We start from the raw sequence: 23,944 nt of genomic DNA, 5'->3' as shown, positions 1-23,944 counted from the left end.
GACTGGTCCCGGCCGGGAGCGGCCGCTCAGGCGCGCATCGAGCCGGCGATCTGGCGGGTCGTGACGTTGATCCGGTTCCACGCGTTGATCGCGGCGATGCACATGATGAGGGAGAGCAGGCTCTCCTCGTCGTAGGCGTCGGCGGCCTCGTCCCAAACGTCGTCGGGGACGCCCGCCGGGCTGTCGGCGATGCGGGTGGCGGCCTCGGTGAGGGCGAGCGCGGCGCGCTCCTCGTCGGTGAAGTACGGGGACTCGCGCCAGGTCGCGACGGACCAGAGGCGCTCGTCGGTCTCGCCGCCCTTCTTGGCATCGTAGGCGTGCATGTCGGCGCAGAAGCCGCAGCCGTTGATCTGGCTGGCGCGGAGCCGGACCAGTTCGAGGGTGCTCTTCGGGACGCTGCTCTTGGCGAGCACGCCCTCCAGGTCGAGCAGGGCCTTGTAGGCGCCGGGGGCGATGGCGGAGAGGCCGGTCATCCGTGGCTGCATGATGATTCCCTTTCTGAGATGGGGGATATCCAGATTTGAGGCGCGCCAGTGCCGCTCCGGGACGGCTCCGGCGACGGTCGGGTGGTCAGGCGGTCAGGCGGTCAGTTGCGCGCGTACCAGGCCCGCACGTTGTCCTCGATCTCCGGCACCCCGCGCTTGACCGTCGCGCTGATGTCGGCGAGCGTCTGCTCGGCCAGCGCCCTGCGCCAGGCGAGCTCCGCCTTCCGCATGGCGGTGCTGACGGCGCAGGGCCGCCGCAGGACGGACGCGGGGGTGCCGGCCCCGACGCCGCGGACCCGGATCTCGGTGCACTGGAACGCCTCCTCCGGCCCCTCGATCGCGGCGACCACGTCCATCATCGTGATCTTCTCCAGCGGGCGGGCGAGGCGGAAGCCGCCCCGCGCGCCCGGCGTCGAGGTCACGAGACCGGCCTTGACCAGGGCCTGGAGCTGCTTGTTCAGGTAGGGCGGGGGGAGTTCGAAGCCGGCCGCGAGCCGTGCCGTCGGCACGGGGCGGTCCTCGTCCATCCAGTCGAGCAGCAGCAGGCAGTGCGCCGCCCACTCGACCCCCTCGCTGATCCGCATAACCCGGACATTACACGTCTAGATTCAGTCCGTCCACCGCCTTGACGAGCCGGGGCGCGTCGTCGTCCGCCAGGACGATGCCGAACTCCTCGGCGAGCACGTCGGGAAGCCGCACCGGAGGCACGGTACGCGTCTCACCCGCGCCGGACGGCCGCGTCACCGTCAGCTTCGTCCCGTCCAGCACGAGGTGCGCCTCGGGGGAGAACCGCTGGACGAACGGCCGCCTCGTGAACGGCGACCGCGGGCTCGTCGCCACATAGTGGTTCAGCACGTCGAAATCGACGCGGAACGCCTCGACCAGGGGGAACGAGTGACGCGTGAACCAGCCGTCCGGGCCGCGCTGGTGCATCTCCCACACCTGGGCGCCCGCCGGCAGCGCCGCGGAGGCCCGGCCGGGACGCAGCCGGAAGCCCCAGCCGTCCTGCTCGACGTCCGCGCCGCCGGGGAACTCCAGCGGCTCCAGCGGGCCGCCGCCGAAGCCGACGTCGCACAGCAGCGCGGGCTCGTCCGCGGCCTGCCCGGGCGTGCGGACGTGCAGCAGCGCGTGCGTGCCCGGAAGCACCTTCTCCGCCCCCATGGACACCCGGCCGGTCAGCGCCGTGACCTCGAAGCCGATCCTCTCCAGCACGGCGGCGAACAGCCGGTTGTGCTCGAAGCAGTACCCGCCGCGCGGCCGGTCGACGAGCTTGCCCTGCACGGTCGCGAGGTCCAGCTCGATCGGCCGGCCCAGCATGATCTCCAGATTCTCGAACGGGACGGCGGTGACGTGCGCCCGGTGCAGCGCGCGCAGCGTCGCGGCGTCCGGCCGGGGGACGCCGTCGAAGCCGATGCGCTCGAGGTAGGCGGGCAGGTCCAGCCGGTCGCCCTGCCATCCGAAACCGAGATCCTCGCTCATGGTGCTCCCTCCGCCCGCGCGGCCGCGCGGCCGTGCTCGAATGCGCTCCTGAACGGGGCAACGCCGATCGCCGCCGTGATCGTCCCGACAGCTCGGTTGATATCGCCCATTTCGGCCTCCGGGAGCGGGGCGCCGGCGGACGCGCGCAGCGCGGACGCCTCGCCGAGCAGCCGCGCCGCCGCGATGTGCTCGCCTGCAAGCGCGCGCACACCCGCCACCCCTTCGAGCGCGAGCGCTATGGCGCGCGGGTCGCCGGTGGCGCGCGCGCCGGCGAGCCCGTCCAGGTGCAGCGCGAGCGCGGCCTCGGCGTCCCCGCGCAGTTCGGCGACGTACCCGAGCTGGGCGTGCAGGAACGCGATCCCGGCCGTCCCGCCGATGCCGCGCAGCCAGCCGAGCGGGGCGCGCAGGTGCCGCTCGGCGGCGTCGAGGTCGCCGCGGGCCCGCGCGACCAGCCCGAGCCCGGCCTCGGCGAACTCCTCCGCCGACCGGGCGGCCTGCCGAGTGGCGATCCGCAGGGCCTCCTCGTGCAGGTCGCGGGCCTCGTCGAGGGCACCGGTCAGCAGCGCGACGCGGCCGAGCCCGGCCGTGCGGAACGACACCTCGGGCCACATCCCGAGGTCCTCGGCGAGCCCCAGGCCCGCGCGGTGGTGGGCGGCGGCCGCCGCGTAGTCGCCGGTGATCTCGGCGCGGCGGCCGAGGGCGTCGGTCGCCTCCAGCCGGCCCCACGCGTCGCCCAGAGCGGTGAAGAGCGCCATGCTCTCGCCGCCGTCGCGCTCCATGGCCGCCAGGCCGCCGTGGACGACCGCGAACTTGGCGCGGGTCGCCAGCGCGGCGGCCGTGTACCAGGAATCGGCGCGCGCGCGGAACACGGCGAGCGCATGCTCGACGCGAGCCTGGTTCGCGGTGATGTCGCCATAGGCCCAGTGGGCGTGGCTCAGGAACCACTCCGCCCGCGCGTAGGCGAACGTCTCCCGGTCCTTGTAGCGCTCAAGGGCGGCGACGCGCAGGCGCTCGGAATCGGTGGTCTCGCCCGCCAGCATGGTGAAACCCGCCAGCCACGTCTCGGCCTCCACACGTCCGGGCTCGGCCGCACCGGCCTCCGCCAGCGCCTCCTTGAAGGCGTACCGGGCCTCGCCGAACCGTCCGCGCAGGTACCAGTACCAGCCCAGCGCGTTCACCAGCGGCAGCCCGGCCCCGTGGTCGAGGGCGGCGCGCAGGTCGGCACCCTCCTGGTCGAGGCGTTCCAGCCATTCGCGCTGCTCAGGGCCCCGTAGCGCGCCGTCTGCCCGTTGAGCCAGGTCGGTGTAGTACCGGACGTGGCGGTGCCGCAGTTCCTTCTCCTCGCCCGCCTGGCGCAGCCGCTCCAGCCCGTAGGCGGCGACCGATTCCAACAGGCGGTAGCGGTCGTCCCGCGCGCGCACAACGAGCGAACGGTCCACGAGGCGGGCCAACACCTCGGCGTCCGCGCCGCAGACCTCCTCAGCCGCCGCGAGCGTGCAGCCGCCCGCGTGGACGGCGAGGCGCCGCAGCACCGCCCGCTCGTCCTCGCCGAGCAGGCCCCAGCTCCAGTCGATCACCGCGCGGAGCGTCCGCTGCCGCTCCGGGCCGCCGCGCCGGCCGCCCGCCAGCACGCGGAACCGGTCGTCGAGCCGCGCCGCCAGCTCCCGCACCCCGAACGCCCGGACGCGCGTCGCCGCCAGTTCCAGCGCGAGCGGGACGCCGTCCAGCCGCCGGCAGATCGACGCGACCCACGGCGCCGACGCCGCGTCCAGCGCGAACCCGGGGTCCGCCGCCGACGCCCGCGCCGCGAACAGCCGGACCGCGCCCGACTCCAGGAGCGCGTCCGGGGTCGTCGCGTGCCCGGGCAGGTCCAGCGGCGGGACGACCAGCAGCCGCTCGTCCGGCAGGCCGAGCGGCTCGCGCGACGTCGCGAGGACCCGCAGGCCGGGCGCGGCGGCGAGCAGCCGCCCGGCCAGCTCCGCGACCTGCTCGACCACGTGCTCGCAGTTGTCCAGAACGAGCAGCGCCCGCCGCCCGCCCAGCGCCTCGCCGACGCGCCCGGCCGCGTCGGACGGCCCGCCGGGGCCGCCGGGACCGCCGGGGTCCGGCGCGGCCTCGTCGCGCAGGCCGAGGACGTGCCCGATCAGCCGGGCGACCTCGGCGGACGTCGCCGGACGGCCCGGCGCCAGCTCGACGAACCAGACGCCGTCCGGGTGGACGGCGGCCGACCGGGCCGCCGTCTCCAGCGCCAGCCGGGTCTTCCCGACACCTCCGGTGCCGGTCAGCGTCACCAGCCGGTGCGCGGCCAGCAGCGCGCGGGCGGCCTCGACCTCGCGTTCGCGCCCGATCAGCTCGCCGAGGACGGCCGGCAGGCGCGGAGCCGTCCGCGGGCGCCCGGTTTCGGACGGGTCCTGCTCCAGCATCGACCGGTACAGCGCGGCCAGCTCCGGACCGGGGTCGACGCCCAGCTCGTCGGCGAGGCGTTCCCGCAGGTCGTGGTAGCCGGTGAGCGCCTCGGCGCGCCGTCCGGCGCGGTACAGGGCGCGCAGGTGCGCGGCGCGCAGCCGCTCCCGGAGCGGGTGCTCCGCGACCGGCGCGGCCAGCTCGGCGGCGAGCGCCGCGTGCTCGCCCAGGTCGAGCCGCGCCTCGGCGTGCTCTTCGAGCGCGGCCAGCCGGCGCTCCTCCAGGCCGGCCGCCGCCGCCTCGGCGAACGGGGCGTCCGCGAACCCGTCGAACGCCGGCCCGCGCCACAGCTCCAGCGCGGCCCCCAGCAGGTGCGCCTTGGCGACCGGATCGGCGGCCCGCCCGGCCCGGACGAGCAGCGCCGCGAACTCGCCCGCGTCCACGGCGTCCGGCGGCACGTCCAGCGCGTACCCGGGCGGGCGGGCGGCGACCAGCGCCCGCGCGCCGGGCTCGGCGTCCTCCAGGACCCTCCGCAGCTGCGAGACCCGGGCTTGGAGCGTTCCCATCGGGTTCCGGGGCGGCCGGTCGCCCCACAGTACGTCGATCAGCCGGTCCACCGAAACGGCCCGGCCCGGCTCGGTGAGCGCCTCGGTGAGCAGCGCCGCCAGCAGCGTCCGGACCTTGGGCTCGGGCACCCGGACCGGCGTCCCGCCGGACGTCCACCCCGTAAGCGGGCCAAGTACCCCAAAGCGCACACCGCCAGCGTAACGAGCGCTACGGACGGACCCGCAGCCGTTCCGTAGCGCTCCACGCCACGGTTGGGCCCGAACAACACGCCCTTTAGGAGGAGCACATGACATCACCGGTCACCGTCATCGGCCTAGGCCCCATGGGCGCGACCATGGCGCGGACGTTCCTCGCCAACGGCCACCCCACCACGGTGTGGAACCGCACCCCGTCCAAGGCCGCCCCACTGGTCGAACAGGGCGCGACCCTCGCCGCCACCATGGCCGACGCGCTCGCCGCGTCCGAACTCGTCGTCATCAGCCAGACCGACTACCAGGCCATGTACGACTCCATCGGCGACGCCGACGTCAAGGGGCGCGCCCTGGTGAACCTCAGCTCCGGCAGCCCCGGCGAACTGCGCCGCGCCGGCGACTGGGCCCGCGAGAACGGCGCCGACCTGCTGACGGGCGGCGTGATGGTGCCCCCGCCCGGCATCGGGCGGCCCGGCTCGTACGTCTTCTACAGCGGCCCGGAAGCGGTCCTCGACCGCCACCGCGACACCCTCGCCGAACTGGGCGACACCACGTTCGTCGGCACCGACCCGGGCCTGTCGATGCTCTACTACCAGTCGCAGCTGTACGTGTTCTGGTCCACGCTCGTCTCGTACATGCACGCCGCGGCCCTGCTCGGCACCGCCGGGGTGTCCGCGCGGCAGTTCCGGCCGTTCGCGTCGACGACGCTGGAGGCCCTGACGGGCGACGGCCCGATGGGCTTCCTGCGCATCCTCGCCGAGGAGATCGACGGGGGCGTCTCCCCGGGCGGCGCCAACAGCCTCCGCATGCAGGCCGTGGGCGCCGACCACGTCGTCGAGGCGAGCCGCGAGGCCGGGATCGACACCGCCGGACCGGCCGCCCTCCGCGACCTGTTCCGGCGCGCCGTGGACGCCGGGCACGGCGACGGCGGCCTGTCCTCGGTCATCGACGTCATCCGCCGTCCGGCACGAGGGGGAGGCGCATGACGAACCGCGCGCCCCGGTCGCTGTCGGCGATGGTGAGCGTGCCGCCGTAGATCTCGGTGATCTCGCGGGCGATCGGCAGCCCGAGGCCCGTCCCCTGCGGGTCCCGCTCGCGCGACTCGCTCAGCCGCGCGAACCGCTCGAAGACCCGCTCCCGCTGGTCCGGCGGGATGCCGTGGCCGTCGTCCTGGACCTCCAGCAGCGCCGTCCCGCCGTCCCGCCGGACCGTCACCTCGACGCTCGACTCGGCGTGCCGCTCGGCGTTGCTCAGCAGGTTGCCGAGCACCCGCGCGATCCGCACCGGGTTCGCCCGCACGATCACGCCGGGTTCCAGCCGGGCCGTGACCCGCACGCCGTCGCCGCGCCGGTCGACCTCGCGGCGGGCCGCCTCCGCGAGGTCGACGGGCTCCTCCGGCTGCGGCGCCCGCGAGTCCAGCCGGGACAGCTCCAGCAGGTCCATCACGATGTCGTTGAGCCGCTCGGTGTCGCGCAGCGCCGAGCGGAGCAGCGGCCGCGACTCCTCGGTGGCCTCGTCCAGCGCCATCTCCAGCTGCATGTGCAGCCCGGCGATCGGGTTGCGCAGGTCGTGCGAGGCGTCGGAGATGAACCTGCGCTCCCGGTCGGTCGCCTCCTCCAGCCGCTGCAGAGTCCCGTTGACCGTCTCGCCCAGCGCCTGGATCTCGCCGTGGGTGCGCGGGACATACACGCGCTGGCGCAGGTCGCGCATGTCGAGGCCGGCCAGTTCCCGGCGGATCCGGTCCACGGGGGCGAACGCCCGGCCGATCGTGTGCCACGTCCACCACGCGACGAGGGCCAGCAGCACGAGCAGGATCGCGACGAGGCTGAGCGGCAGCCCCCACACGTTCAGCAGGCTCGGGAGCGGCTCGGCCGTGACGACCATCGCCCCGGGCCCCCACGGCGACGCGTTCACCACCCGCAGGCCGAAGATCCACGCGCAGCCCGGGATCGACGCGGGACAGGTCCGCTGGTCGACGAGCAGGGTCCCGGTCGCGAGGTCGGCGCTCGCCAGTGGCGGCTTGTCGCGGGCCGTGGGCGTCGCCGCCAGCACCGTCCTGCCGTCCGGGCTGACGACCTGCACCAGGCTGGACTCGTCCGGGCGGGTGGTGAGCGCCGGGCCGCCCCGCCCGCGCAGGACGTCGAACACGATCCGCTCCGTGGTGCGCTCGGCCTTGTCCGCCTCGCGGCGCTCCAGCCAGTCGCGGACGAGGAGCATGCAGAGCACCAGGATCACGGTCAGGAACAGCGCCGCGAACGCGACGGTGACGATCGTCGCGCGCCCCCGCACGGAGATGAAGAGGCGGTCGCGCCAGTAGCGGGTGCGCTCGCGCCAGCCCTGCGTCACAGCCGTTCCCCCGGATCGTCACCCTGTGTTGCTGATCGCTACCAAGCGTACGGGGCGGTGTGCCCGTTCCCGGGGACCTGTTGGGCTTGTGCATAGTCAAGTCATCGATATATAAAGATCGCATGAGCAAGCCGATGCAGGAACCGACGTTCCTGATCCTCACCGCCCTCGCGGACGGGGCCCAGCACGGCTACGGGATCATCGCCGACGTCGACCGGATCTCCGCCGGGCGCACCCGGCTGCGCGCCGGCACCCTCTACGCGGCCCTCGACCGGCTCCAGGCCGAGCACCTCATCGCCCAAGACCGCGAGGAGGTCGTCGACGGCCGGCTGCGCCGCTACTACCGGCTCACCGAGGACGGCGCCGCCGCGCTCGCCGCCGAGGTCGACGCGCTCCGCCGCCGCACCGAGGCCGCCGCCCGCCGTCTCGCCGCCTTCCGCCTTCCCGGAGGCGGGACCGCCCCGGCGTTCGCCGGACTCTTCCCGAGGGGGCTCCGTTGAGCACGCTCGAAGACCGCTACCGCCGCCTCCTGGCCTGCTACCCCGCCGCCCACCGCGAGGCCCACGGCCAGGAGATGCTGGACGTCCTGCTGTCGGCGGCCCGCCCCGGCCAGACGCGCCCGTCCCTCGCCGACACCGCCGACCTGCTGTGGGGCGCGGTGCGGATCCGGTTCCGCCGCGCCCAGTCCGGCACCGTCACCTCCCTCTGGTCCGACGCCTTCGCCATCACCGGCTTCCTCGCCCTGCTCCTGCTGATGGTCGAGACGGTCCGGTTCGTCCTGGACGTGCCGACGCTGGCCGACGTCAGCTCCCACCTGGGGCCCCGAGGCACTGGGCTGTACGGGCTGCTGTACCACTTCGGCACCGGGCCGTACTGGCTCGCCTGGACGGTCATCGCGGTGCTGGCCTGGCGGGGCCTGCGCCGCCAGGCCACCATCGGCGCCTGTACGGTGACCGCCGTCCAGGTCGCTTTCGCCGCCTACGGGACGGCCTTCCAGGACTACGCCTACGCGTATCTCGGGAGGGACTTCGGGGGAACGTCGCTGCCGCTCGCGCTGCTCGCCACGGCGTGCCTCGTCCTGTCGCCCGGCCCGCGCCACGGCGCCCGCCTCCTCGGCCGCGTCCGCCTCATCGGGGCCGTGACCGCGGCCGCCGTCCTGGCCGTGCTCCACTCGTACCCGGCGTTTGTCCTGTACGTGGGCGACCGGGCCGACCTCGCACCGCAGCAGGACACGGACGCTCTCGGCGCCGTCATACGGACCTGGAACGAGCTGCTGGCGGCGAGCGTGCTGGCGGCCGCCGTCCTGGCCGGCGCCGCGCTGGCGCGCGACCGCGCGACCCGCCGCGCGTTCTGCCTGTTCGCCCTCATCGGCGCACCGGGGCTGGTCAACGCGGCCGGCGGGGTCCTGCCGGACAGCGTGCCCGCCGCTCTGATGCTGCTGCCGGGATCGCTGCTGGTCGGCCTGGCGGGCCTTATCGTCGCCGGACTCTGCGTCCGCCTCGTCGAGTCTCCCGCCGGGACCCGGGTGCGCCGCCGGGTGCGGTCGTCGGTCTGATCAGCCGATCCGGAGCCCGCTGACGGCCTCGGCGGACGTCTCCGGCGCACCTTGCGGCGTCAGCCGCGCGACGGGGACCATGCGCCGCCGCTTCATCTCGTACCGCTCGCTGATGGACGCCTGCTCGAGCATCCGCTTGAGCAGGCGTTCCCTTTCTCCGGAGTCCTCGACCATGACGATGCCGGCGGGGTACCAGCGATCGCCCGCCTCGACCTTCGCGGACGTGGCGGAGCGCAGCGACTCCACCAGCGCGCCGTCCGCGTCCTCGGCCAGCAGGACATGGTCCTCGCCGTCGCGGAACGAGGCGATGACGCCGGGCTCGCCGTGGGGTTCCAGTTCGACCATCACGCCCGGCATGCCGCCGAAGCGGTAGAGCACGACCCGTCCCCGTGTGGCCGCGAACACCGTCCGGTTGGCCAGCCCGATCACGAACAGCAATGCCTTGTCCACAGGAGCCCCCTCTGCGAATCACCGCTTATGGGAAGTCTGCCCCAGATTGCTCCGGGGCGGGAGGTGCGTTGGTCGCGGGTATCCGGGCCTGGGTCGCGAACGCGCCGGGGGTGAGGCCGGCGCGCGCGCGGAAGAACTTGGAGAAGTTGGCGGTGTCGTCGAATCCGGTGCGGCGGGCGCATTCGGCGACGGTGATGCCGGTATGGGCGAGGAGCCTCTTGGCCTCCAGCACCACCCGGTCGTCCAGGAACCGCTTGGCGCTGCGACCGGTCGCCTCCTGCGTCGCCCGGCTGAGGGTGCGCGGCGAGTAGCCCAGCCGCCGGGCGTACCAGGCGACCTCCCGCGACGTCGCGAAGTGCGCCTCCACTGCCGTCGCGTAGGCGGTGAACGCCTTGCGCCCGGCGGGCGGCGGAGGCGCGCAGTCGGCGGCACGGAGCAGGAGCACCTCCAGCAGCGCGCGCAGGATCGCGGTACCGCCGGGTATCGGTCGGGCGCGGGACGCGTCGTACTCGCGGCACAGGTGGTCGGCGGCGAGGCGGACCAGTGCGGGGCGTTCGGGCCGCCGCCAGGTGACTGGCCCGAAGGGCTCGGCGCCCGGGGAGCCGTGCGGGACGGCTTCGGGACGGAAGAGCACAAGGGTTCCGTCCAGGTTCTCGATGTCGTCCCAGCGGTGCACACGGCCCGGCCGGATCCAGACGATCGTGCCCGGCTCCAGGCGGTGATGGACGAAATCCACCGTCACCGCTCCCCGCCCTGAATCGACGATCGCGAGCACGTGGAAGTCGGCCCGCTGCAAGGAAGGTTCCTCACCACCTGCGGGCATTCCTCGCAGCCGAGGGAACGTGATGACTTCGACGCCGCCGTCCGTCGCGTAGCGCAGCGATCGGATGTCGTCTCGCTGTCCGTTTTTCACCATAGACAGGCCGGAGCTTACCTGTTCCGAGAGGTCGCCGGTTCGTAGCGTCGAAGCAGACGAAAGGAGAGTCCAGATGGACAAGCGATACGTGAACGTCCAGGGCGGGCGTCTGCCGGTGTGGGTGCGCGACGGAGAGCCGACGGCGCTGGTGTTCCTCCACTGCTGGGGCGGTTCCCACCGCACCTTCGCGCCGGTGATCGACCGGCTCGCGTCCGGACGCACCGTCGTGTCCTACGACCACCGCGGCTGGGGCGCGGCCCGCGACCTCCCCGGCCCCTACGGGATCGAGCGCCTCGCCGACGACGCGCTGGACGTCGTCCGCGGGCTCGGCCTCGACCGGTACGTGCTCGTCGGGCACTCGATGGGCGGGAAGACCGCCCAGCTCGTCGCGTCGCGGCGCCCCGCCGGGCTGGCCGGGCTCGTGCTCGTCGCCCCGGCCCCGCCGCGCCCGACCGTGGACGCGTCGGCGGCGGAGGCGCTGTCGCACGCCTACGACAGCCGCGCGACGGTCGCCGACGCGCTCCAGCACGTCCTGACCCACCGGCCCCTGCCCGCCGACCTGCGCGAACAGGTGATCGCCGACAGCCTCGCCGCAGGCGACGACGCCCGGCTCGCCTGGCCCCGGCAGGGCATCACCGCCGACATCTCCGACGCCGCCGGTGCCATCGACGTCCCCGTCCACGTCCTGGCCGGACGGCACGACCGCGTCGACCCGCCCGCCTCGCTCGAGGCCGACCTCCTGCCCATCATCCCCGGCTCCCGCATGACGGTCATCGAGGACACGGGCCACCTGTCCCCGCTGGAGGCGCCCGACGCACTCGCCGCCCAGATCGACCGCTTCGCCGCCGGCCTCGTCCCATCCCGCTCGTGACGCCGAACCGCCCGCCTCAGATCACGTTGGACGGACGGTCGAACCAGACCCGCTGCCCCTCCGGGCCGGCGACCAGCCCGAACCGGTCCCGGCCCGGACTTCCCCACCCGACCCAGCGCAGGTAGGCGGCCTCGACCTCGTCCCACAGCCGCCGCTCACCGCCCTGCACCACCGGAAAGTCGTCCGCGCCCACCCGATAGGAGCACCGCGCCCACGACGTCCCCGCCTCGTCCACGAGCACCAGGCTCGGCCGCTCCCGGACGATCCGCTCGTCACCGAGCACGTCGGGCAGCATCCCGGCGATCGCGACGTCCGCCCCGGACGAGTCGCCGGCCACGGTCCGAGGGGCGAGCCGCGTCCGCGACTCCTCGCCGTCCCGGTCGAGGTCACCGAACCCAGGACTGCGCTGCGACCGCAGCATCATGTAATCGGCCGACCCGTGGAACCCCCCGACCGCGCGGCCGTCGCCCGTGACCGTGAGCCGCGCCTTGTGCCCGTCCCCGAACGACGGCATCCACGGGAAGAGGAGCACCCCGCCCGGCCGGGTCTGCTCGATCCAGCTCGGCGGCAGGACGGTGACCCCGCACGTCACGTGGACCCGGTCGAACGGCGCCCGCGCGGGCACGCCCTTCTCGCCGTCGCCGACCACCAGGTCCGGCGCGAACCCCGCCTCCCTGAGGTTCGCCGCCGCCCTCTCCGCGACCCGTTCGTCCACCTCGACGGACGTCACCCGCCTGGCACCGAGCCTGGAAGACAGCAGGGCCGCCGTCCAGCCCGTCCCGGTGCCGATCTCCAGCACGCGGTCGTGATCGCGGGGCGCGAGCAGTTCGAGGAAGCTCACCACCGCCCCGGGCGCCGACAGCGACGACGTCCACGCCCCCTTTCCGGACGCCGGATCCCCGGCCCCGTCGTCCACCTGCGTGACGATCGCGGCGTCGGCATAGGCGGCCTCCCGCCACCGCTCCGGATCGGCGGACCGGTCGATCGCGAAAGGAGCACCGCCACCGTCGGGCGTGCACCAGGCCCGATCCGGGACGAACAGATGGCGCGGCGCCGCGTGCATCGCCCGCTCCCACCCAGGACTGCGCAGGTCACCGCTCTCCCGCAGCCGCCGGACGAGTTCGGATGTGGTCACTTTCCCCTCTTCCCGCCGCCACCGGTGTTGTCGTCGTCCTTCTTGTCCGGCGGAATCGGCTGCCCCGGCCGATGCGTGTCGCCGCTGTTGTCGTGCTTGCCCATTGCCCCATCTCCTTGTCTCGCGCGGGACTTTCACCGGGCCGAGAACAACCGGCACGTGAGAAGCGCACCGACCGCCTCCACCCGCGATTCACGAGCCCGCTGGAACAGAACCTCGCCCTGCGCCGAACGCACCGGCCGAAAGGCCCGCGCCCTGCCGAGCCGGAGCCGAACCGCACGACCTGCTAGAGGCCGCATTTCGCCCACGTGACCTTTCCGCCTTCCACCAGCGGCCGCGTGCCCCAGGAGAGCGCGAGCTCCGAGACCATGAACACCCCGCGCCCCGACGTGGCCTGCACGTCCTCCGCGCACACCACCGGACGCCCGTCGCCGCCGTCCCACACCTCGATCACGGCGCCGCCGTCCCGCTCGTCCCGGAACACCCGCACCACGACCGGCCCTTCGCCGTGCACGCACGAATTCGTGACGAGCTCGCTCACCAGGACGCGTCCGATGTAGTCGTCGAGCGAACCCCATTCGCGGAACCATTCCGCGAGGAACCGCCGCGCCAGCCCCGGAGCCCGATCATCCGGCTCCAACACCAGCGTCGGCACCTCCGAGGCGAACGAAGTAGGCGACATCGGACACCATCCCTGACTGGCCGTGGATACTTCCTTTGCTTCTTGATGACAGTCAGCCATAATCGAAGCACTCAGCGTGACAAAACGCATGTCGCGCATGGCAAGCCGTGGTGCATGCGCCCCCGCCACTTGGGTGTTGGTTGGGTGCCCCGAAAGAGGGAGGATGAGGACATGGCTCCACAGCGCAAGCGCGGGACGGTCTCGCCGACGCTGCTCGCCTTCGGGCGCCGGTTCCGCCGGCTCCGCGAGGCGAAGGGGTGGACGCAGGAGGCGCTCGGCCGCCGCGCGAATGGCGGGCTCGGAGTCAAGCCCCAGTACATCGGCGCGGTCGAGAACGGCCGCACCCGCTGCACCCGCGAGTTCGCCGAAACCATGGACCACGCCCTGGACGCGGACGGCGAGCTCCTCGACCTCTACGACGACCTGGTCAAGGACGCCACCTTCCCCACCTGGTTCGACTGGCACACCGTCGAACCCGAAGCGGAAATGCTCCAGGCATACGAGCCGCTAAACATCCACGGCCTTCTCCAGACTCCCGCCTATGCCTCTGCGCTGCTGAGAAGCGACAAAGAAGCGGTCGAAGCGCGTATCAACCGCCAGAGCATCCTGGGCCGGGATAACCCGCCACCGCCGAATCTCTCGGTGCTCCAGGACGAGGTGTCCCTCTACCGTCCGGTCGGCAGCTCGGAGATCATGAAGGAGCAACTGGAGCATCTCCTCTACCAGGTGGAGCGGCGCGTCGTGACCGTCCAGATCGTCCCCAGTGCTGGTGAGCACGCCGGGAACAGCGGATCATTCACCCTCGCTACGCTCCCCGATAGAAGCGAGATCGCTTACGTGGACATGGCGGCCCGCGGTCTCACGCTCAGTGATCCGGAAGACATCGCGTTGGTGAGCCGATCGCTCATCGAGATCCGGTCGCTGGCCTTGCCCGTGAGTCATTCGATCGAAGTAATTCAGAAAGCGGTGCGAGAAAAATGGACCTGAATAGCGCAATCTGGCGGAAGTCGAGTTACACCACGTCGAACGGCGGCAATTGCGTGGAGTTGGCGTCGGTGCCGGGGACGGTGGCGGTCCGCGACAGCAAGGACCCGGATGGCCCCAGGCTGGTGTTCGACCAGCGCGCCTTCGCGGAGTTCCTGTCGCACATCAAGCACTAGCGCCCCAGGGAACGCCGTGATCGACATGACCGGGGCTGTCTGGCGGAAGTCGAGTTACACGACGTCCAATGGCGGCGACTGCGTGGAGTTGGCGTCGGTGCCGGGGATGGTGGCCGTCCGGGACAGCAAGGACCCGGATGGCCCCAGGTTGGTGTTCAACCGGCACGTTTTCGCGTCTTTCCTGACGAGTGTCAAACGGTAGGGCCGACTGGCCTCGTGCCGGTCGTGGAGGTGTCAGACGAGGTGGACCTGCGCAACATTCCCTGGCGTAAGAGCAGCAACAGCACTAACAACGGCGGGCAGTGTGTCGAGCTTGGCGCTCTTCCCAATGCCGTCGTCGCACGAGACAGCAAGGACCCGGACGGCCCGAGGCTGGTGTTCGATCGGCCGGCGTTCGCGAATTTCCTGACGCACATCAAGCGCTAGCACCGCAGGAGCGTGGCAGTGATTGACATGGCGAAGGCCGCCTGGCGGAAGTCGAGTTACACCACGTCCAACGGCGGCGAATGCGTGGAGTTGGCGTCGCGGCCGGAGACGGTGGCCGTCCGGGACAGCAAGGACCCGGACGGCCCCAGGTTGGTGTTCGACCGGCACGCCTTCGCATCCTTCCTGACGAGCGTCAAACGGTAGGACCGGCTGGAGCCGCGCCGGTCGTGGAGGTGTCAGACGAGATGGACCTGCACAACGTTTCCTGGCGTAAGAGCAGCCACAGCACCAACAACGGCGGAGATTGCATCGAGCTTGGCGCTCTTCCCAATGCCGTCGTTGCACGAGACAGCAAGGATCCGGACGGCCCGAGGCTGGTGTTCGACCGGCACGCCTTCGCGGAATTCCTGACGCACATCAAGCACTAGCACCGTAGAAGGTGTAGGAGTGATGGACCCGACGAAGGTCGTATGGCGCAAGTCGAGCTACACCGGTCCCAACGGCGGCGATTGCGTGGAGTTGGCATCAGTGCCGGGGACGGTGGCGGTCCGGGACAGCAAGGACCCGGGCGGCCCCAGGTTGGTCTTCGACCGGCGGGCGTTCGCGGAGTTCCTGGCGCACATCAAGCGCTAGCACCGTGGAGGCGTGGCAATGATGCGCCCGATGAACTAGTGCCGCGTCAATGAACGGATCGAGGCCTAGTTCACCGCCCTGCGCTACTTCGCGCTCGACGGCACCGACCATGCCCTACGCGCCGTCGTCAACAGGGCGAACGTTGCCTGAGCGGTGTGTCCCGACCTTGTCAGGAGCCGGCGGGCGGTTCGATCGCAGGCTCCTCGTCGGCGGCGAGCGGGAAGTAGCCCAGAAAGGTGACGCCTTCCTCGGTGGCGTCGAACTTTTCGATCACCGCGCCCTGGGGTTCGTGGAATACGTCCCCGGGGCGTAGCACCGAGGGCTCCTGGCCTGCGATCTGGTAGACGGCCGAGCCGGATTCGATGCTGCCGAACACGGGCCCGTTGTGGATGTGTCGACCGGCAGGATGGCCAGGGGCGATCCGGATGCGGCGGATCTGGATACGGGCCGTCGCCTTGACCGGGTCCACCACTTCATCGAGCAGAATCTCTCGGCTCATCGGCGCCTCGGTGCCACCGGATCCAAGGGGCGCTTGATCCTCCATGGCCCCATCATGCCCGAGGAGGGAGTGGCCGGCCGGACTGGTCCCGCCTCGGGTCACCAGGGGGCGAACATAGCCTGATGCGGCACTAGGACGCGCCGTCGCCGGCAGTGGCGCTGCGGGGCGGCTCGAGGCGTTCGACCGCCTGTCGCGCCACGGCGCTTACGCCATCAACGCCGCGCCGGACTCGGCGGCCGGGCACATCGAAATCGAGCCCGGATGCGTTTTCATTAGGACCGCAGCCCTGCAAGCAGCTTGGCGTGACGTTCGGCGTTGTGGCGGCCGAGAACGACCTGGCTGCCGTCAGGTGATGTGCCGTAGCAGCGCGGCGACCGCCGGCGGTGCCTCACCGGGAGGTCGTACCACCATGATCTTCCAGTTCGGGGCGTGCCGGTCGAACCGGTACTGGGGCAGATCGGGGAAGCGGTCCGCAATGGACTTGGGCATGATGCAGACGCCGAGGTCGTTGCGGACCAGCTCGGCTGCCGCGCCGATGTCGTTCACCTCGAACGTCGTGCCGCGGTCGACGCCCGCGGCCCGGAAGGCGCGGTCGACCGCGTAACGGATGGCCCAGCCGGGTGTGAAGTCCACCAGGGGCAACTGGCCGATGTCGGCGAGCCGGACCTCGCCACTCGGTGTCGCTCCGGCGAGCACCCGCCGGGGCGCCGCCAGCAGCACCATGTCCTCGCGGGAGAGCAGCCGGGTCGTGAGCCCGCGCTGCTGCTGGCGGTCGAGCGCCACTACGGCGAGGTCCACCGTGCCCTCACGCAGCGCCTGCCGGATGTCGGCGACGGCCGCCTGTCGCAGGTGCACGACCACGCCGGGATGCTCCGCACGCAACGCGGCCAAGGCGTGGTGAAGTCCCGCCCATACCCCCTGCATCGTGCCGACCGTCACCCGCCCGCGCAGCTGCCCCCCTACGGCATCGACGGCCTCCCGGGCCAGTTCGGCGGCGCGGAGCGTCGCGCGTGCGGCAGGGACGAACGCCTCGCCGGCCGGAGTGAGGGAGACACGGTGCGTAGTGCGGTCGAACAAGGGCGCACCCAGTTCGCGTTCGAGGGCGCGGACCGTGCTGGACACGGCGGACTGGACCACGTGCAGCCGCCGTGCAGCCGCCGTGAAACCGCCCGTGTCCGCCACCGAGACGACGACCTCCATCTGCCGCAGATCCATCATCCGCTCCTGGTCGAACAGCGCTCCGTCCGGCGTGAAGGCGACGGGCTTCGATCTTGGCTGCATCGTATGCGGACGATGGGACGTCGTGCGCGTGCGCCGGTTCATGACCCGCAGGTGCCGGGGTCACGTACGACGGACCGAGGCCGCGGCCTTCCTCAGGCGTGGACCAACGGTGTGTCGACCAGATGCCCGGCCAGGAACCACGCCTGCCGTCCGGGGGCCGCGGGATCGAGCTGATTTCGGCGACGTGCCGCGGGTCTCCCACCGCGACGCCGCCCAGGGACTGGACGCGTTCGGCGATGGTGTCGAGCTGTTCGTCCGCGTGCTCGGCGATGGGGCACTGCTTGACGGTCCCGAACTCCTGGATCACTTCGCCCTTCTGGTGGAGCCGGGGCTGGCTGCTGTGCGGGGATGGCAAGTTGGTGGTCACGGTCCGCCTCCTGTCGTGCCGTGCTGTGCGTACCTCGGTGACGCTAGGTGCCCGGTCGGGGTCCTTGACCGATAGCGCATGCGGTGCTGTCTGCCAGCGCACCTTGTCGGCCGGTCCCAGGGCGGCTTCCCTGGGGCCGGCCGCCATTACAGGCTCGCGGTACCCGGCTTCGCCGCTGCTCGCTGCCGCCGCTCGGTGGTCCAGTAGAGGAAGGCGACCAAGGGGAGGGCCGCGCCGAGGACCGTCAGGGCAGTCCAGCCGCCGGTGTGGTAGACGGCGGAGCCGAGTTGCGAGCCGACCGCGCCGCCGACGAAGAACATGGCGATGAAGGCGCTGTTGAGGCGGGCGCGGGCGGCGGAGTCGAGCTGGTAGACCATGTGCTGGCCGAGGATCAGGGTGGTTTGCACTGCCATGTCGATGAGGATCGCGGCCAAGGCGATCAGTATGACGCTGTGTCCGCCGAACCCGGCGAGTGCGAAGGCGAGGGCGGCGACCACGAAGGCGATGCCGGTCATGGGGCGGGCGAGCCCACGGTCGGCCCAGTGCCCGGCGAGCGGGGCGATGGCCGCTCCGGCCGCGCCGACGAGGGCGAACACACCTACTCCGACCGGGGAGTAGTGGAAGTGGGGGCCGGTCAGGACGAAGGACACCGTGGTCCAGAACGCGCTGAAGGCACCGAACATCGCCGCCTGGTAGAGGCCACGGCGCAGTAGTACCGGGTGCGTGCGCACCAGCCGGACGGTGGAGCGCAGCACGTGGTGGTACGGGATGGTGGTGGTCGGCGCGTGCCGGGGCAGGGCCGCGCGCAGGGCCATGGCGAGCACGGCCATCAGGGCGGCGGAGCCGAGGAAGACGACACGCCAGCCTGCGAGGTCCGAGACCAGACTGCTCAGCGTGCGGGAGAGCAGGATGCCGGTGAGCAGGCCGCTCATCACCCTGCCGACGATGCGGCCGCGGGCGTGGTCGGGAGCGAGGCTGGCGGCGAAGGGCACCAGGATCTGGGCGACGACCGAGGTGGCGCCGCTGACCAGCGAGGCGATCAGCAGCATGGGGAAGCTGGTGGCGAGTCCCGCCGCCACGAGGGCGAGCGTCGTGACCGTCAGCAGGACGGTGATCAGGTTGCGCTTCTCCAGCCTGTCGCCGAGCGGGACCAGGAAGAGCATGCCGATCACGTAACCGACCTGGGTGAGCGTGATCAGTGTGCCGGCGGTGGCCGTGCTGGTGTGGAAGACACCGCTCAGCGAGGACAGCAGGGGCTGGGCGTAGTAGAGGTTGGCGACTGTCATGCCGGAGGCGACGGCCAGCAGTGCGACCAGCCACCCCGGCACGCCGTGCGGGGCCGTCGCGGCCGGGCCGCGGAGCGAGGTCCTGGCTTCGGATGATGCGGACATGTGCACCTACTTGTCGGGACGAGCCGGGATACCGGCGCGGGTGGAAGTGCTGTCGTGTGGCCGGCAGCCTTCTCGATGCCGTCACGTAGGCAGAAGCGTCGATCTGCCCCCGGTACTTCCTCATCTGAGGCGATGATTCGGGATGTCAGTCATCTCAATCGGAGATAGGCGTGCAGGGTTCGTGCCGCCGGTGGGCTGGGGGCCTGTGGGGCTTCACGTCTGCCCGGCGCGCCGGGCGGACACGTGTTGCACACCGGGATCCGGTGGGAGTTCCTGCCCCGGGAACTGGGGTTCGGTTCGGGGATGACGTGCTGGCGGCGGCTGGGCGAATGGCACAGGCCCGGGGTGTGGGAACGTCTGCATCGGCTGCTGCTGGAGGAGCCGCATGCCGCCGGGCAGTTGGACTGGTCCAGGGCGCTGATCGACAGCTCCCACGTACGGGCTTTGAAGGGCGGCCCAAAAACGGGCCGAGCCCGGTCGACCGCGGCCGAGCGGGCTCCAAGCACCACCTGCTGATCGACGGCAACGGCACCCGCACGGGTCCGGGCTGGGCGTCCACCGCTACGTCGTCGAACGCACCATCGGCCTGCTGCACTGGTTCCGCCGCCTGCGCATCCGCTGGGAGATCCGCGACGACATCCATGAGGCCTTCATGACCATCGACGGCCGAGCCGGCGAGGAGGTGACCGGGGCGAGCCTGCTGGAGATCGGTCCGGGCCTCGCTGGCGCTGGGCTGCCGCAGGATCTGCCAGTGCTAGCACCGCAGGCGTGGCAGTGACGGACCTGACCAGGACTCCTGGTCGTCATCGGGCAGGGGCTTGCAGGTCCAGGAGGTACCAGTCGAAGCGTGTGCCGTGTTCGCGGTGCGTCGGGTCGCCGGGGGTGAATCCTGCCCGCTGCGCGACTGCGGCGGAGGCGGGATTCTCCGGTTCTACCTGGATCACCGCCTCCGCCGCGCCCTCGCTCGCCGCGTACTGGGACGCCAGCAGGACCGCGCGGGTGGCCAGGCCGCGTCCCCGCCAGGACGGGTAGAGGCCGTAGGCGATGTTCACCTGGCCGGGCGCCAGTTCTTCTCCCGCGAACCGCAGGTCGATCGTGCCTGCGAGCACCTCGTCAGCACCCGCCCGGATGCCGAACGCGCGGAGCGGTCCTGCGGTGTCCCACTGCTCCCGGCAGTGCCGGAAGTACGCTTCGATGCCCTCCCGCGTGCCGGGACCGCCGTTGAGCCACCGAACGAGTTGCTCGTCCTCCCCTGCGAGGTGCGCCTCCACATCGTCCGGCCGCAGGGGGGACAGGCTGATGATCCCGTCGGACGGCTTCACTTCGCGCATCCGATGATTCTTGACGCAAGAGCCGCGCCGCACCATCGGATTTCGCGTGACGTCCCGTGTCCGCCGTCAGGCCGTTTCAGCCGCCGCCACCGCCGCCACCGCCGCCGCCGGGCGAGACGCCGGTGATGGCCTGCATCTCCTGGCCGATCATCTCCTGGAGGGGCACGCCGTCGCGGTTGCCGAGGATGACGCCGACCCAGCCGGTGTACGGGTAGATGTCCCAGTTGGCGGCGACGCCGGGGTTGCCGCCGGCGCGCTGGTACATCCACTGGCCGCCGACGATGGAGACCGGGATCCCGTACGCCCCGAACGACGCCGCTTGGTGGGGGATCTTGGGCGCGGTGAGCACGTCGGCCCAGGGCCGGTCCAGCAGCGTGCCGTCGCCCAGCCCTTGCGCGAACCGGACGAGATCCGGCGCGGTGACGAAGCCGCCGTCTCCGGGGGCGTCGATGAAGGCGCGACCCGGGTTCTTGCCGAGGACCTCCCGGGCGGGGCTGCTCTTGTCCAGGTTGCGCACGGCGTCCACCTGGCTGCCGTCCGCCAGCGTCATGTACGGGTGCGCGATGTGCTCGTCGGTGAGCCACTGCGGCCGGGTGTAGAACGCCGAGCCGGTCATGCCGCAGCGCTTGAAGATGTTCTCCTGGACGTAGTCCCAGTACGTCGTGCCGGCCACGGCCTCCACGATCAGCGCGGAAATGGTGACCTCCGCCTCCGCGTGGGAAGTGTCGGGAACGCCCGGGACGCCGACCGGCTTCGCCTGCCGCGCCCGGTGCTCGTAATACCGGTGCACTTCCTTCCGGCTCCGGAAGACGTGTTGCACGTTCTCCTCCGGGCTGGCCAGCCCGGAGGTGCCGGACAACAGGTGGTGGATGGTCACCTTCTCGGCGACGTCCTTCGCGAAGCCTTTCAGGTGGGTGCCGACCGTGTCCGACAGATTCAGCTTGCCTTGCTGCGCCAGCTGCAAGATGGCCACCGCGTGGAACGGCTTGCCCGCCGAGCTGAGACTGAACGCGGTGCCTTCGTGATTGCGGATCCCTTTCTCCTCGTCGGCCATGCCGTAGCTGCGGGACAGCACCGTCCGGCCCTTGTGCGACAACAGGACCACGCCAGAGAACTTGCCCTCGGCGGCCAGCTTCGCCACGTACCGGTCGTAGGCGCCGCCGGGGCGGGTGGCCGGTGGGATGCCGGGGCCGGTCGAGGCCGGAAGGCGCTGTCCCGCGGCCACGGCATGCCCGGACGGGGAACCCACCAGCGACGCGCCGGCCGTCACGACGCCGGCGGCCGCCAACCCGCCGCCCCACCCGAGCAGCCGCCGCCGATCGACGCCACGCACGGAATCCGAGTCCATGATCACGGTCCTTTCCTGATCGATGAATCGACCGTTACGGGACCACCGGCGGGCACTATCGGTAACCGGTAGTGCCCGCCAATGCGGCCCCCGTGGCTCAAGTGAAGACGGAAGCCTGTTGTGGCGGCGTATGCGATTTTCGATACGCTCGCGATACACGGATCAGTGGTTCTGGGCCTTGAGCTGCTTGTTCTCCTTTTCGATGTAGGGGATCTGCTTGCTCCAGGGGACGATCCGCCCGGGCAGCGTGTCCGTCCAGCCGGACGCCGTCTGCGAGGGCCCGACGGGGACGCCGCCGTCCCCGAATCCGGCCCATCCCTCGACGCGGAACTGCGCGCTCTTCGGGTCGACGACGATCGTCTCGGTGCCGTCGACGCGCGTGCCGGCGTCGTTCATGTACGAGATCCTCAGCCGGTAACCGTCCGCCGCCCTGCCGAGGTTGTCGATGTGGGGCATCGCCGCGAGGGCGCGGTAGGCCGCGGCGCGGACCTTCGGCGGGGCGGGCACCGCGAAGAGCATCGACTCCAGCAGGCTCACGGTGCGCACCGGCTGATCACAGCCGCTCCGGACCGCGCAACTCTTGAGCAGCGCGGCCTTGAGCCCGTCGGGGTCGGTCGGCAGCCGCTGGACCCCCGCGAAGTCGAGGGTGCTGGTCCTGATCAGCGGACGCTTCTCGACGCGGCTGACCAGGCCGGGCGCGACGCTGAGCCAGGTGGCACCGTCGCGCCGCGTCCACGACTCGGAGACCTGGGTGACCTCGCCCAGCTTCTCGACCGATTTCGTGTGCCAGTACGTGCCGGAGCTCGCGGGCTTGGACTCCGCGGTGGTCGCGGCGGCGAGCATGACCTGACGTCCGGACAGGACCGGCTCCTTCTTCGCGTCCGGCGCCGACAGGTCGGAGACGACCACGGCCGCCGCCGCCGCTGCCGCGGCCGTGAGCCCGACTCCGGCGGCGATCCAGCGCTTCCTGCGCCTGGGCTTGGCGGGGCCGCCGCGCATCGTGTTCTGGAGCCGGTGGCGGCTGCGGTTCACGGTGTCGGTGGACGGTTCGGGCCCGGCCAGCGCGGCGCCGAGCATCGTCAGTTCATCCATGGAATGCCTCCGGCCGGATTGCGTCGTGGAGCTTCTTGCGGGCGCGGGAAAGCCGGGAGCCCACCGTGCCCTGGGGGATCCCCAGCGCGTCCGCGACCTCGTCGTAGCTGAGTTCGGCCAGCGCGACGAGGAGCACCACGTCGCGTTCACCGGGGGAGAGCGAGGCGAGCGCCTTGGCCAGCTGGGGCCGCATGCGCGAGGCGGCGGTCTCGGTGACGACGCGGTCCTCGTGGCTGCCGACCGTGGGGGCGTCGCCCGCGCTACGCGCCAGCGCCCGGTAGCGGCGCGCCTCCTTGCGGCGGTGCTGCGCGACGAGGTTCGTGGCGATCCCGAACAGCCAGGCGCGGAGGCTGCCGCGCCGCGGATCGAACCTGTCGCGCTTCCCGAACGCCAGGCAGAAGGTCTCGGCGGCGATGTCCTCGGCGGTCTGGGCGTCCAGACGGCCGGCGACGTACCGGTAGACGTCCCGGAAGTACCGGTCGTGGACGTCGGTGAACCGCTCCGGGTCCTGCCGGAACCCCGCCACGATGTCGAGGTCGGTCGGTGACTCGCCCACCTCGGCGGTCACGTACCTGTCCTGCTCATTGCGGAACCTTTCGAGTGCTCGGCCAACGATCACCCGTACTTCGCCGAACCCCGGCCCCGTCTTCCACCCGAGCGCCGCCGGAAGCGCTGAAGGTACTCTGCCGAGCGCCCGCACCCACTCCGACCGGAGGCGCCCCGAGCCATGCATGTGCTGACTCTGCCGTTGCCGTCCGGTGACACGTGGACTCGGGCAGACTACGAGGCGCTGCCGGAAGACCTGCCGGTGCGCGTGAGCCTCGTCCACGGTGAACTCGTCGTACGCCCACGCCCTCGTCCGATCCATCAGCGCATCGCGCGGCGGTTGGCGACGCGCATCGAGGACGCGGCTCCCGACGCCTGGCAGGTCGACACCGACGTGGACATCCTTCTCGACGACGACGAGGTGGAGCCGGTCGAGATCGCTCCCGGCATCGTGGTGTACTCCGCCGCCCATGACGTCTACGAACGTCCGATCCCGGCCGGGTTGGTGGTTCTCGTCGCCGAGGTCGTGTCGCCGTCCACCAGGCGCAAGGACCGGCGGACGCAGCCCGCTTTGTACGCGGAGGCGGGGATCCGGCACTACTGGCGTGTGGAGACCGACCAGACCGCGCCGGCGTTCGCCGTGTACACGTACGAGTTGGACGATGCCACCGGCGGGTACGTCGCGACCGGTGTGCATCATGACCGGATCACCCTCGCCGTGCCGGTCGCTCTCGACATCGAGCTCAAGGCCGTCCGCGAGCGGTGACCGCCCGGCCGTCCGCTGAGTACG

29 protein-coding genes and 2 pseudogenes are annotated in these 23,944 nt (G+C 71.8%); 14 read left to right on the top strand and 17 right to left on the bottom strand.

The annotated features are described in order from the left end of the window. Positions 1-26: 26 nt before the first annotated feature. From amrb99_RS11835 to amrb99_RS11820, 4 genes are all read right to left on the bottom strand, one after another. The gene (locus amrb99_RS11835) at positions 27-485 is read right to left on the bottom strand and encodes a carboxymuconolactone decarboxylase family protein (protein WP_190855890.1); all 459 of its coding nucleotides are present in this window, start codon (positions 483-485) and stop codon (positions 27-29) included. Between the two features lie 101 nt (positions 486-586). Beyond that, positions 587-1,069, bottom strand: coding sequence for an Rrf2 family transcriptional regulator (locus amrb99_RS11830; protein ID WP_190855888.1), 483 nt, complete (start codon positions 1,067-1,069; stop codon positions 587-589). 10 nt (positions 1,070-1,079) lie between these two features. Then, complete coding sequence (locus tag amrb99_RS11825) at positions 1,080-1,964, bottom strand: arylamine N-acetyltransferase (protein ID WP_190855885.1); 885 nt, start codon at positions 1,962-1,964, stop codon at positions 1,080-1,082. Next, a complete protein-coding gene (locus amrb99_RS11820) occupies positions 1,961-5,062 on the bottom strand; it encodes a BTAD domain-containing putative transcriptional regulator (RefSeq protein WP_347256642.1) in 3,102 nt (1,033 codons plus the stop codon). Before amrb99_RS11820 ends, amrb99_RS11825 begins: the two co-directional genes overlap by 4 nt. A gap of 158 nt (positions 5,063-5,220) precedes the next feature. Here amrb99_RS11820 and amrb99_RS11815 point away from each other — a divergent pair, with 158 nt between their 5' ends. Continuing rightward, a complete protein-coding gene (locus amrb99_RS11815; RefSeq protein ID WP_190855879.1) occupies positions 5,221-6,111 on the top strand; it encodes an NAD(P)-binding domain-containing protein in 891 nt (296 codons plus the stop codon). On the opposite strand, the gene amrb99_RS11810 is transcribed toward amrb99_RS11815, so the two are convergent. Continuing rightward, positions 6,077-7,471 carry a HAMP domain-containing sensor histidine kinase gene (locus tag amrb99_RS11810; RefSeq protein ID WP_347256641.1) on the bottom strand — a complete coding sequence of 465 codons (1,395 nt, stop codon included), beginning with the start codon at positions 7,469-7,471 and terminating at the stop codon, positions 6,077-6,079. The two genes, amrb99_RS11815 and amrb99_RS11810, sit on opposite strands and share 35 nt — an antisense overlap. Before the next feature lie 122 nt (positions 7,472-7,593). Between amrb99_RS11810 and amrb99_RS11805 the strand changes: the two genes are divergently transcribed. After that, a complete protein-coding gene (locus amrb99_RS11805) occupies positions 7,594-7,971 on the top strand; it encodes a PadR family transcriptional regulator (protein WP_190855877.1) in 378 nt (125 codons plus the stop codon). Beyond that, positions 7,968-9,026 carry a hypothetical protein gene (locus tag amrb99_RS11800; protein WP_190855875.1) on the top strand — a complete coding sequence of 353 codons (1,059 nt, stop codon included), beginning with the start codon at positions 7,968-7,970 and terminating at the stop codon, positions 9,024-9,026. The genes amrb99_RS11805 and amrb99_RS11800 overlap by 4 nt, the downstream gene beginning before the upstream one ends. Here the strand turns inward: amrb99_RS11800 and amrb99_RS11795 are convergent, their stop codons facing one another. Together amrb99_RS11795 and amrb99_RS11790 are read right to left on the bottom strand one after the other, a co-directional pair. After that, complete coding sequence (locus tag amrb99_RS11795; RefSeq protein ID WP_190855873.1) at positions 9,027-9,476, bottom strand: hypothetical protein; 450 nt, start codon at positions 9,474-9,476, stop codon at positions 9,027-9,029. Between the two features lie 25 nt (positions 9,477-9,501). After that, a complete protein-coding gene (locus tag amrb99_RS11790; protein WP_206699917.1) occupies positions 9,502-10,272 on the bottom strand; it encodes a helix-turn-helix transcriptional regulator in 771 nt (256 codons plus the stop codon). A 193-nt stretch (positions 10,273-10,465) separates the two neighbouring features. Here amrb99_RS11790 and amrb99_RS11785 point away from each other — a divergent pair, with 193 nt between their 5' ends. Then, a complete protein-coding gene (locus amrb99_RS11785) occupies positions 10,466-11,263 on the top strand; it encodes an alpha/beta hydrolase (protein ID WP_190855871.1) in 798 nt (265 codons plus the stop codon). 16 nt (positions 11,264-11,279) lie between these two features. Here the strand turns inward: amrb99_RS11785 and amrb99_RS11780 are convergent, their stop codons facing one another. Continuing rightward, complete coding sequence (locus tag amrb99_RS11780; protein WP_347256640.1) at positions 11,280-12,398, bottom strand: methyltransferase domain-containing protein; 1,119 nt, start codon at positions 12,396-12,398, stop codon at positions 11,280-11,282. A gap of 286 nt (positions 12,399-12,684) precedes the next feature. Continuing rightward, the gene (locus tag amrb99_RS11775; RefSeq protein WP_190855868.1) at positions 12,685-13,080 is read right to left on the bottom strand and encodes an ATP-binding protein; all 396 of its coding nucleotides are present in this window, start codon (positions 13,078-13,080) and stop codon (positions 12,685-12,687) included. 171 nt (positions 13,081-13,251) lie between these two features. Here amrb99_RS11775 and amrb99_RS11770 point away from each other — a divergent pair, with 171 nt between their 5' ends. Genes amrb99_RS11770 through amrb99_RS11740 form a run of 7 tightly spaced genes read left to right on the top strand, consistent with a single transcriptional unit; the run spans position 13,252 to position 15,299 of the window. After that, a complete protein-coding gene (locus amrb99_RS11770; RefSeq protein ID WP_190855866.1) occupies positions 13,252-14,067 on the top strand; it encodes a helix-turn-helix transcriptional regulator in 816 nt (271 codons plus the stop codon). Then, entirely contained in the window at positions 14,058-14,240 is a 183-nt protein-coding gene (locus tag amrb99_RS11765) for a DUF397 domain-containing protein (RefSeq protein ID WP_190855864.1), read from the top strand. Before amrb99_RS11770 ends, amrb99_RS11765 begins: the two co-directional genes overlap by 10 nt. Then, positions 14,176-14,442 (top strand): DUF397 domain-containing protein, encoded by a 267-nt coding sequence (locus tag amrb99_RS11760; RefSeq protein WP_190855863.1) that lies wholly within the window; start codon positions 14,176-14,178, stop codon positions 14,440-14,442. Before amrb99_RS11765 ends, amrb99_RS11760 begins: the two co-directional genes overlap by 65 nt. 41 nt (positions 14,443-14,483) lie before the next feature. After that, positions 14,484-14,666: a DUF397 domain-containing protein gene (locus amrb99_RS11755; RefSeq protein ID WP_347256639.1), complete on the top strand. Its 183-nt coding sequence runs from the start codon at positions 14,484-14,486 to the stop codon at positions 14,664-14,666. 12 nt (positions 14,667-14,678) lie between these two features. After that, the gene (locus amrb99_RS11750) at positions 14,679-14,870 is read left to right on the top strand and encodes a DUF397 domain-containing protein (RefSeq protein ID WP_347256638.1); all 192 of its coding nucleotides are present in this window, start codon (positions 14,679-14,681) and stop codon (positions 14,868-14,870) included. Positions 14,871-14,911: 41 nt separating this feature from the next. Next, positions 14,912-15,094: a DUF397 domain-containing protein gene (locus amrb99_RS11745; protein WP_190855860.1), complete on the top strand. Its 183-nt coding sequence runs from the start codon at positions 14,912-14,914 to the stop codon at positions 15,092-15,094. A gap of 22 nt (positions 15,095-15,116) precedes the next feature. Continuing rightward, the gene (locus tag amrb99_RS11740) at positions 15,117-15,299 is read left to right on the top strand and encodes a DUF397 domain-containing protein (protein ID WP_190855858.1); all 183 of its coding nucleotides are present in this window, start codon (positions 15,117-15,119) and stop codon (positions 15,297-15,299) included. Positions 15,300-15,468: 169 nt separating this feature from the next. On the opposite strand, the gene amrb99_RS11735 is transcribed toward amrb99_RS11740, so the two are convergent. The 4 genes and pseudogenes from amrb99_RS11735 to amrb99_RS11725 all read right to left on the bottom strand — a co-directional run bounded on the left by amrb99_RS11735 (position 15,469) and on the right by amrb99_RS11725 (position 18,837). Beyond that, a complete protein-coding gene (locus amrb99_RS11735; protein ID WP_190855856.1) occupies positions 15,469-15,843 on the bottom strand; it encodes a cupin domain-containing protein in 375 nt (124 codons plus the stop codon). Between the two features lie 300 nt (positions 15,844-16,143). Beyond that, positions 16,144-17,079, bottom strand: coding sequence for a LysR family transcriptional regulator (locus amrb99_RS11730; protein ID WP_206699916.1), 936 nt, complete (start codon positions 17,077-17,079; stop codon positions 16,144-16,146). Between the two features lie 92 nt (positions 17,080-17,171). Then, a pseudogene (locus amrb99_RS50955) lies at positions 17,172-17,446 on the bottom strand (hypothetical protein). Positions 17,447-17,592: 146 nt separating this feature from the next. Then, positions 17,593-18,837, bottom strand: a complete 1,245-nt coding sequence (locus amrb99_RS11725) for an MFS transporter (protein WP_190855853.1) — start codon at positions 18,835-18,837, stop codon at positions 17,593-17,595. 243 nt (positions 18,838-19,080) lie between these two features. Here amrb99_RS11725 and amrb99_RS50950 point away from each other — a divergent pair. Both amrb99_RS50950 and amrb99_RS53090 read left to right on the top strand, forming a co-directional pair. Then, positions 19,081-19,492 (top strand): annotated as a pseudogene (locus tag amrb99_RS50950) (transposase); the annotation flags it as partial. After that, entirely contained in the window at positions 19,490-19,615 is a 126-nt protein-coding gene (locus tag amrb99_RS53090) for a hypothetical protein (protein ID WP_347256645.1), read from the top strand. The pseudogene amrb99_RS50950 and the gene amrb99_RS53090, both read left to right, overlap by 3 nt. A 25-nt stretch (positions 19,616-19,640) precedes the next feature. Here amrb99_RS53090 and amrb99_RS11715 read toward each other — a convergent pair whose 3' ends face one another. From amrb99_RS11715 to amrb99_RS11700, 4 genes are all read right to left on the bottom strand, one after another. Then, complete coding sequence (locus amrb99_RS11715; protein WP_190855847.1) at positions 19,641-20,168, bottom strand: GNAT family N-acetyltransferase; 528 nt, start codon at positions 20,166-20,168, stop codon at positions 19,641-19,643. A 76-nt stretch (positions 20,169-20,244) separates the two neighbouring features. Further along, on the bottom strand, positions 20,245-21,675 hold the full coding sequence (locus amrb99_RS11710; protein WP_206699914.1) for a serine hydrolase domain-containing protein: 1,431 nt from the start codon (positions 21,673-21,675) through the stop codon (positions 20,245-20,247). 3 nt (positions 21,676-21,678) lie between these two features. Then, the gene (locus amrb99_RS11705) at positions 21,679-22,608 is read right to left on the bottom strand and encodes a CU044_5270 family protein (RefSeq protein WP_190855844.1); all 930 of its coding nucleotides are present in this window, start codon (positions 22,606-22,608) and stop codon (positions 21,679-21,681) included. Next, positions 22,601-23,176: an RNA polymerase sigma factor gene (locus amrb99_RS11700; protein WP_347256637.1), complete on the bottom strand. Its 576-nt coding sequence runs from the start codon at positions 23,174-23,176 to the stop codon at positions 22,601-22,603. The genes amrb99_RS11705 and amrb99_RS11700 overlap by 8 nt, the downstream gene beginning before the upstream one ends. Positions 23,177-23,335: 159 nt before the next feature. Between amrb99_RS11700 and amrb99_RS11695 the strand changes: the two genes are divergently transcribed. Further along, complete coding sequence (locus amrb99_RS11695) at positions 23,336-23,920, top strand: Uma2 family endonuclease (protein ID WP_190855837.1); 585 nt, start codon at positions 23,336-23,338, stop codon at positions 23,918-23,920. The last annotated feature ends 24 nt before the right edge of the window (positions 23,921-23,944 follow it).

Origin of the sequence: Actinomadura sp. RB99, assembly GCF_014706005.1 — a bacterium.
Taxonomy (GTDB): Bacteria; Actinomycetota; Actinomycetes; order Streptosporangiales; family Streptosporangiaceae; genus Spirillospora.
This window is presented reverse-complemented; position numbering and strand designations above follow the sequence as displayed.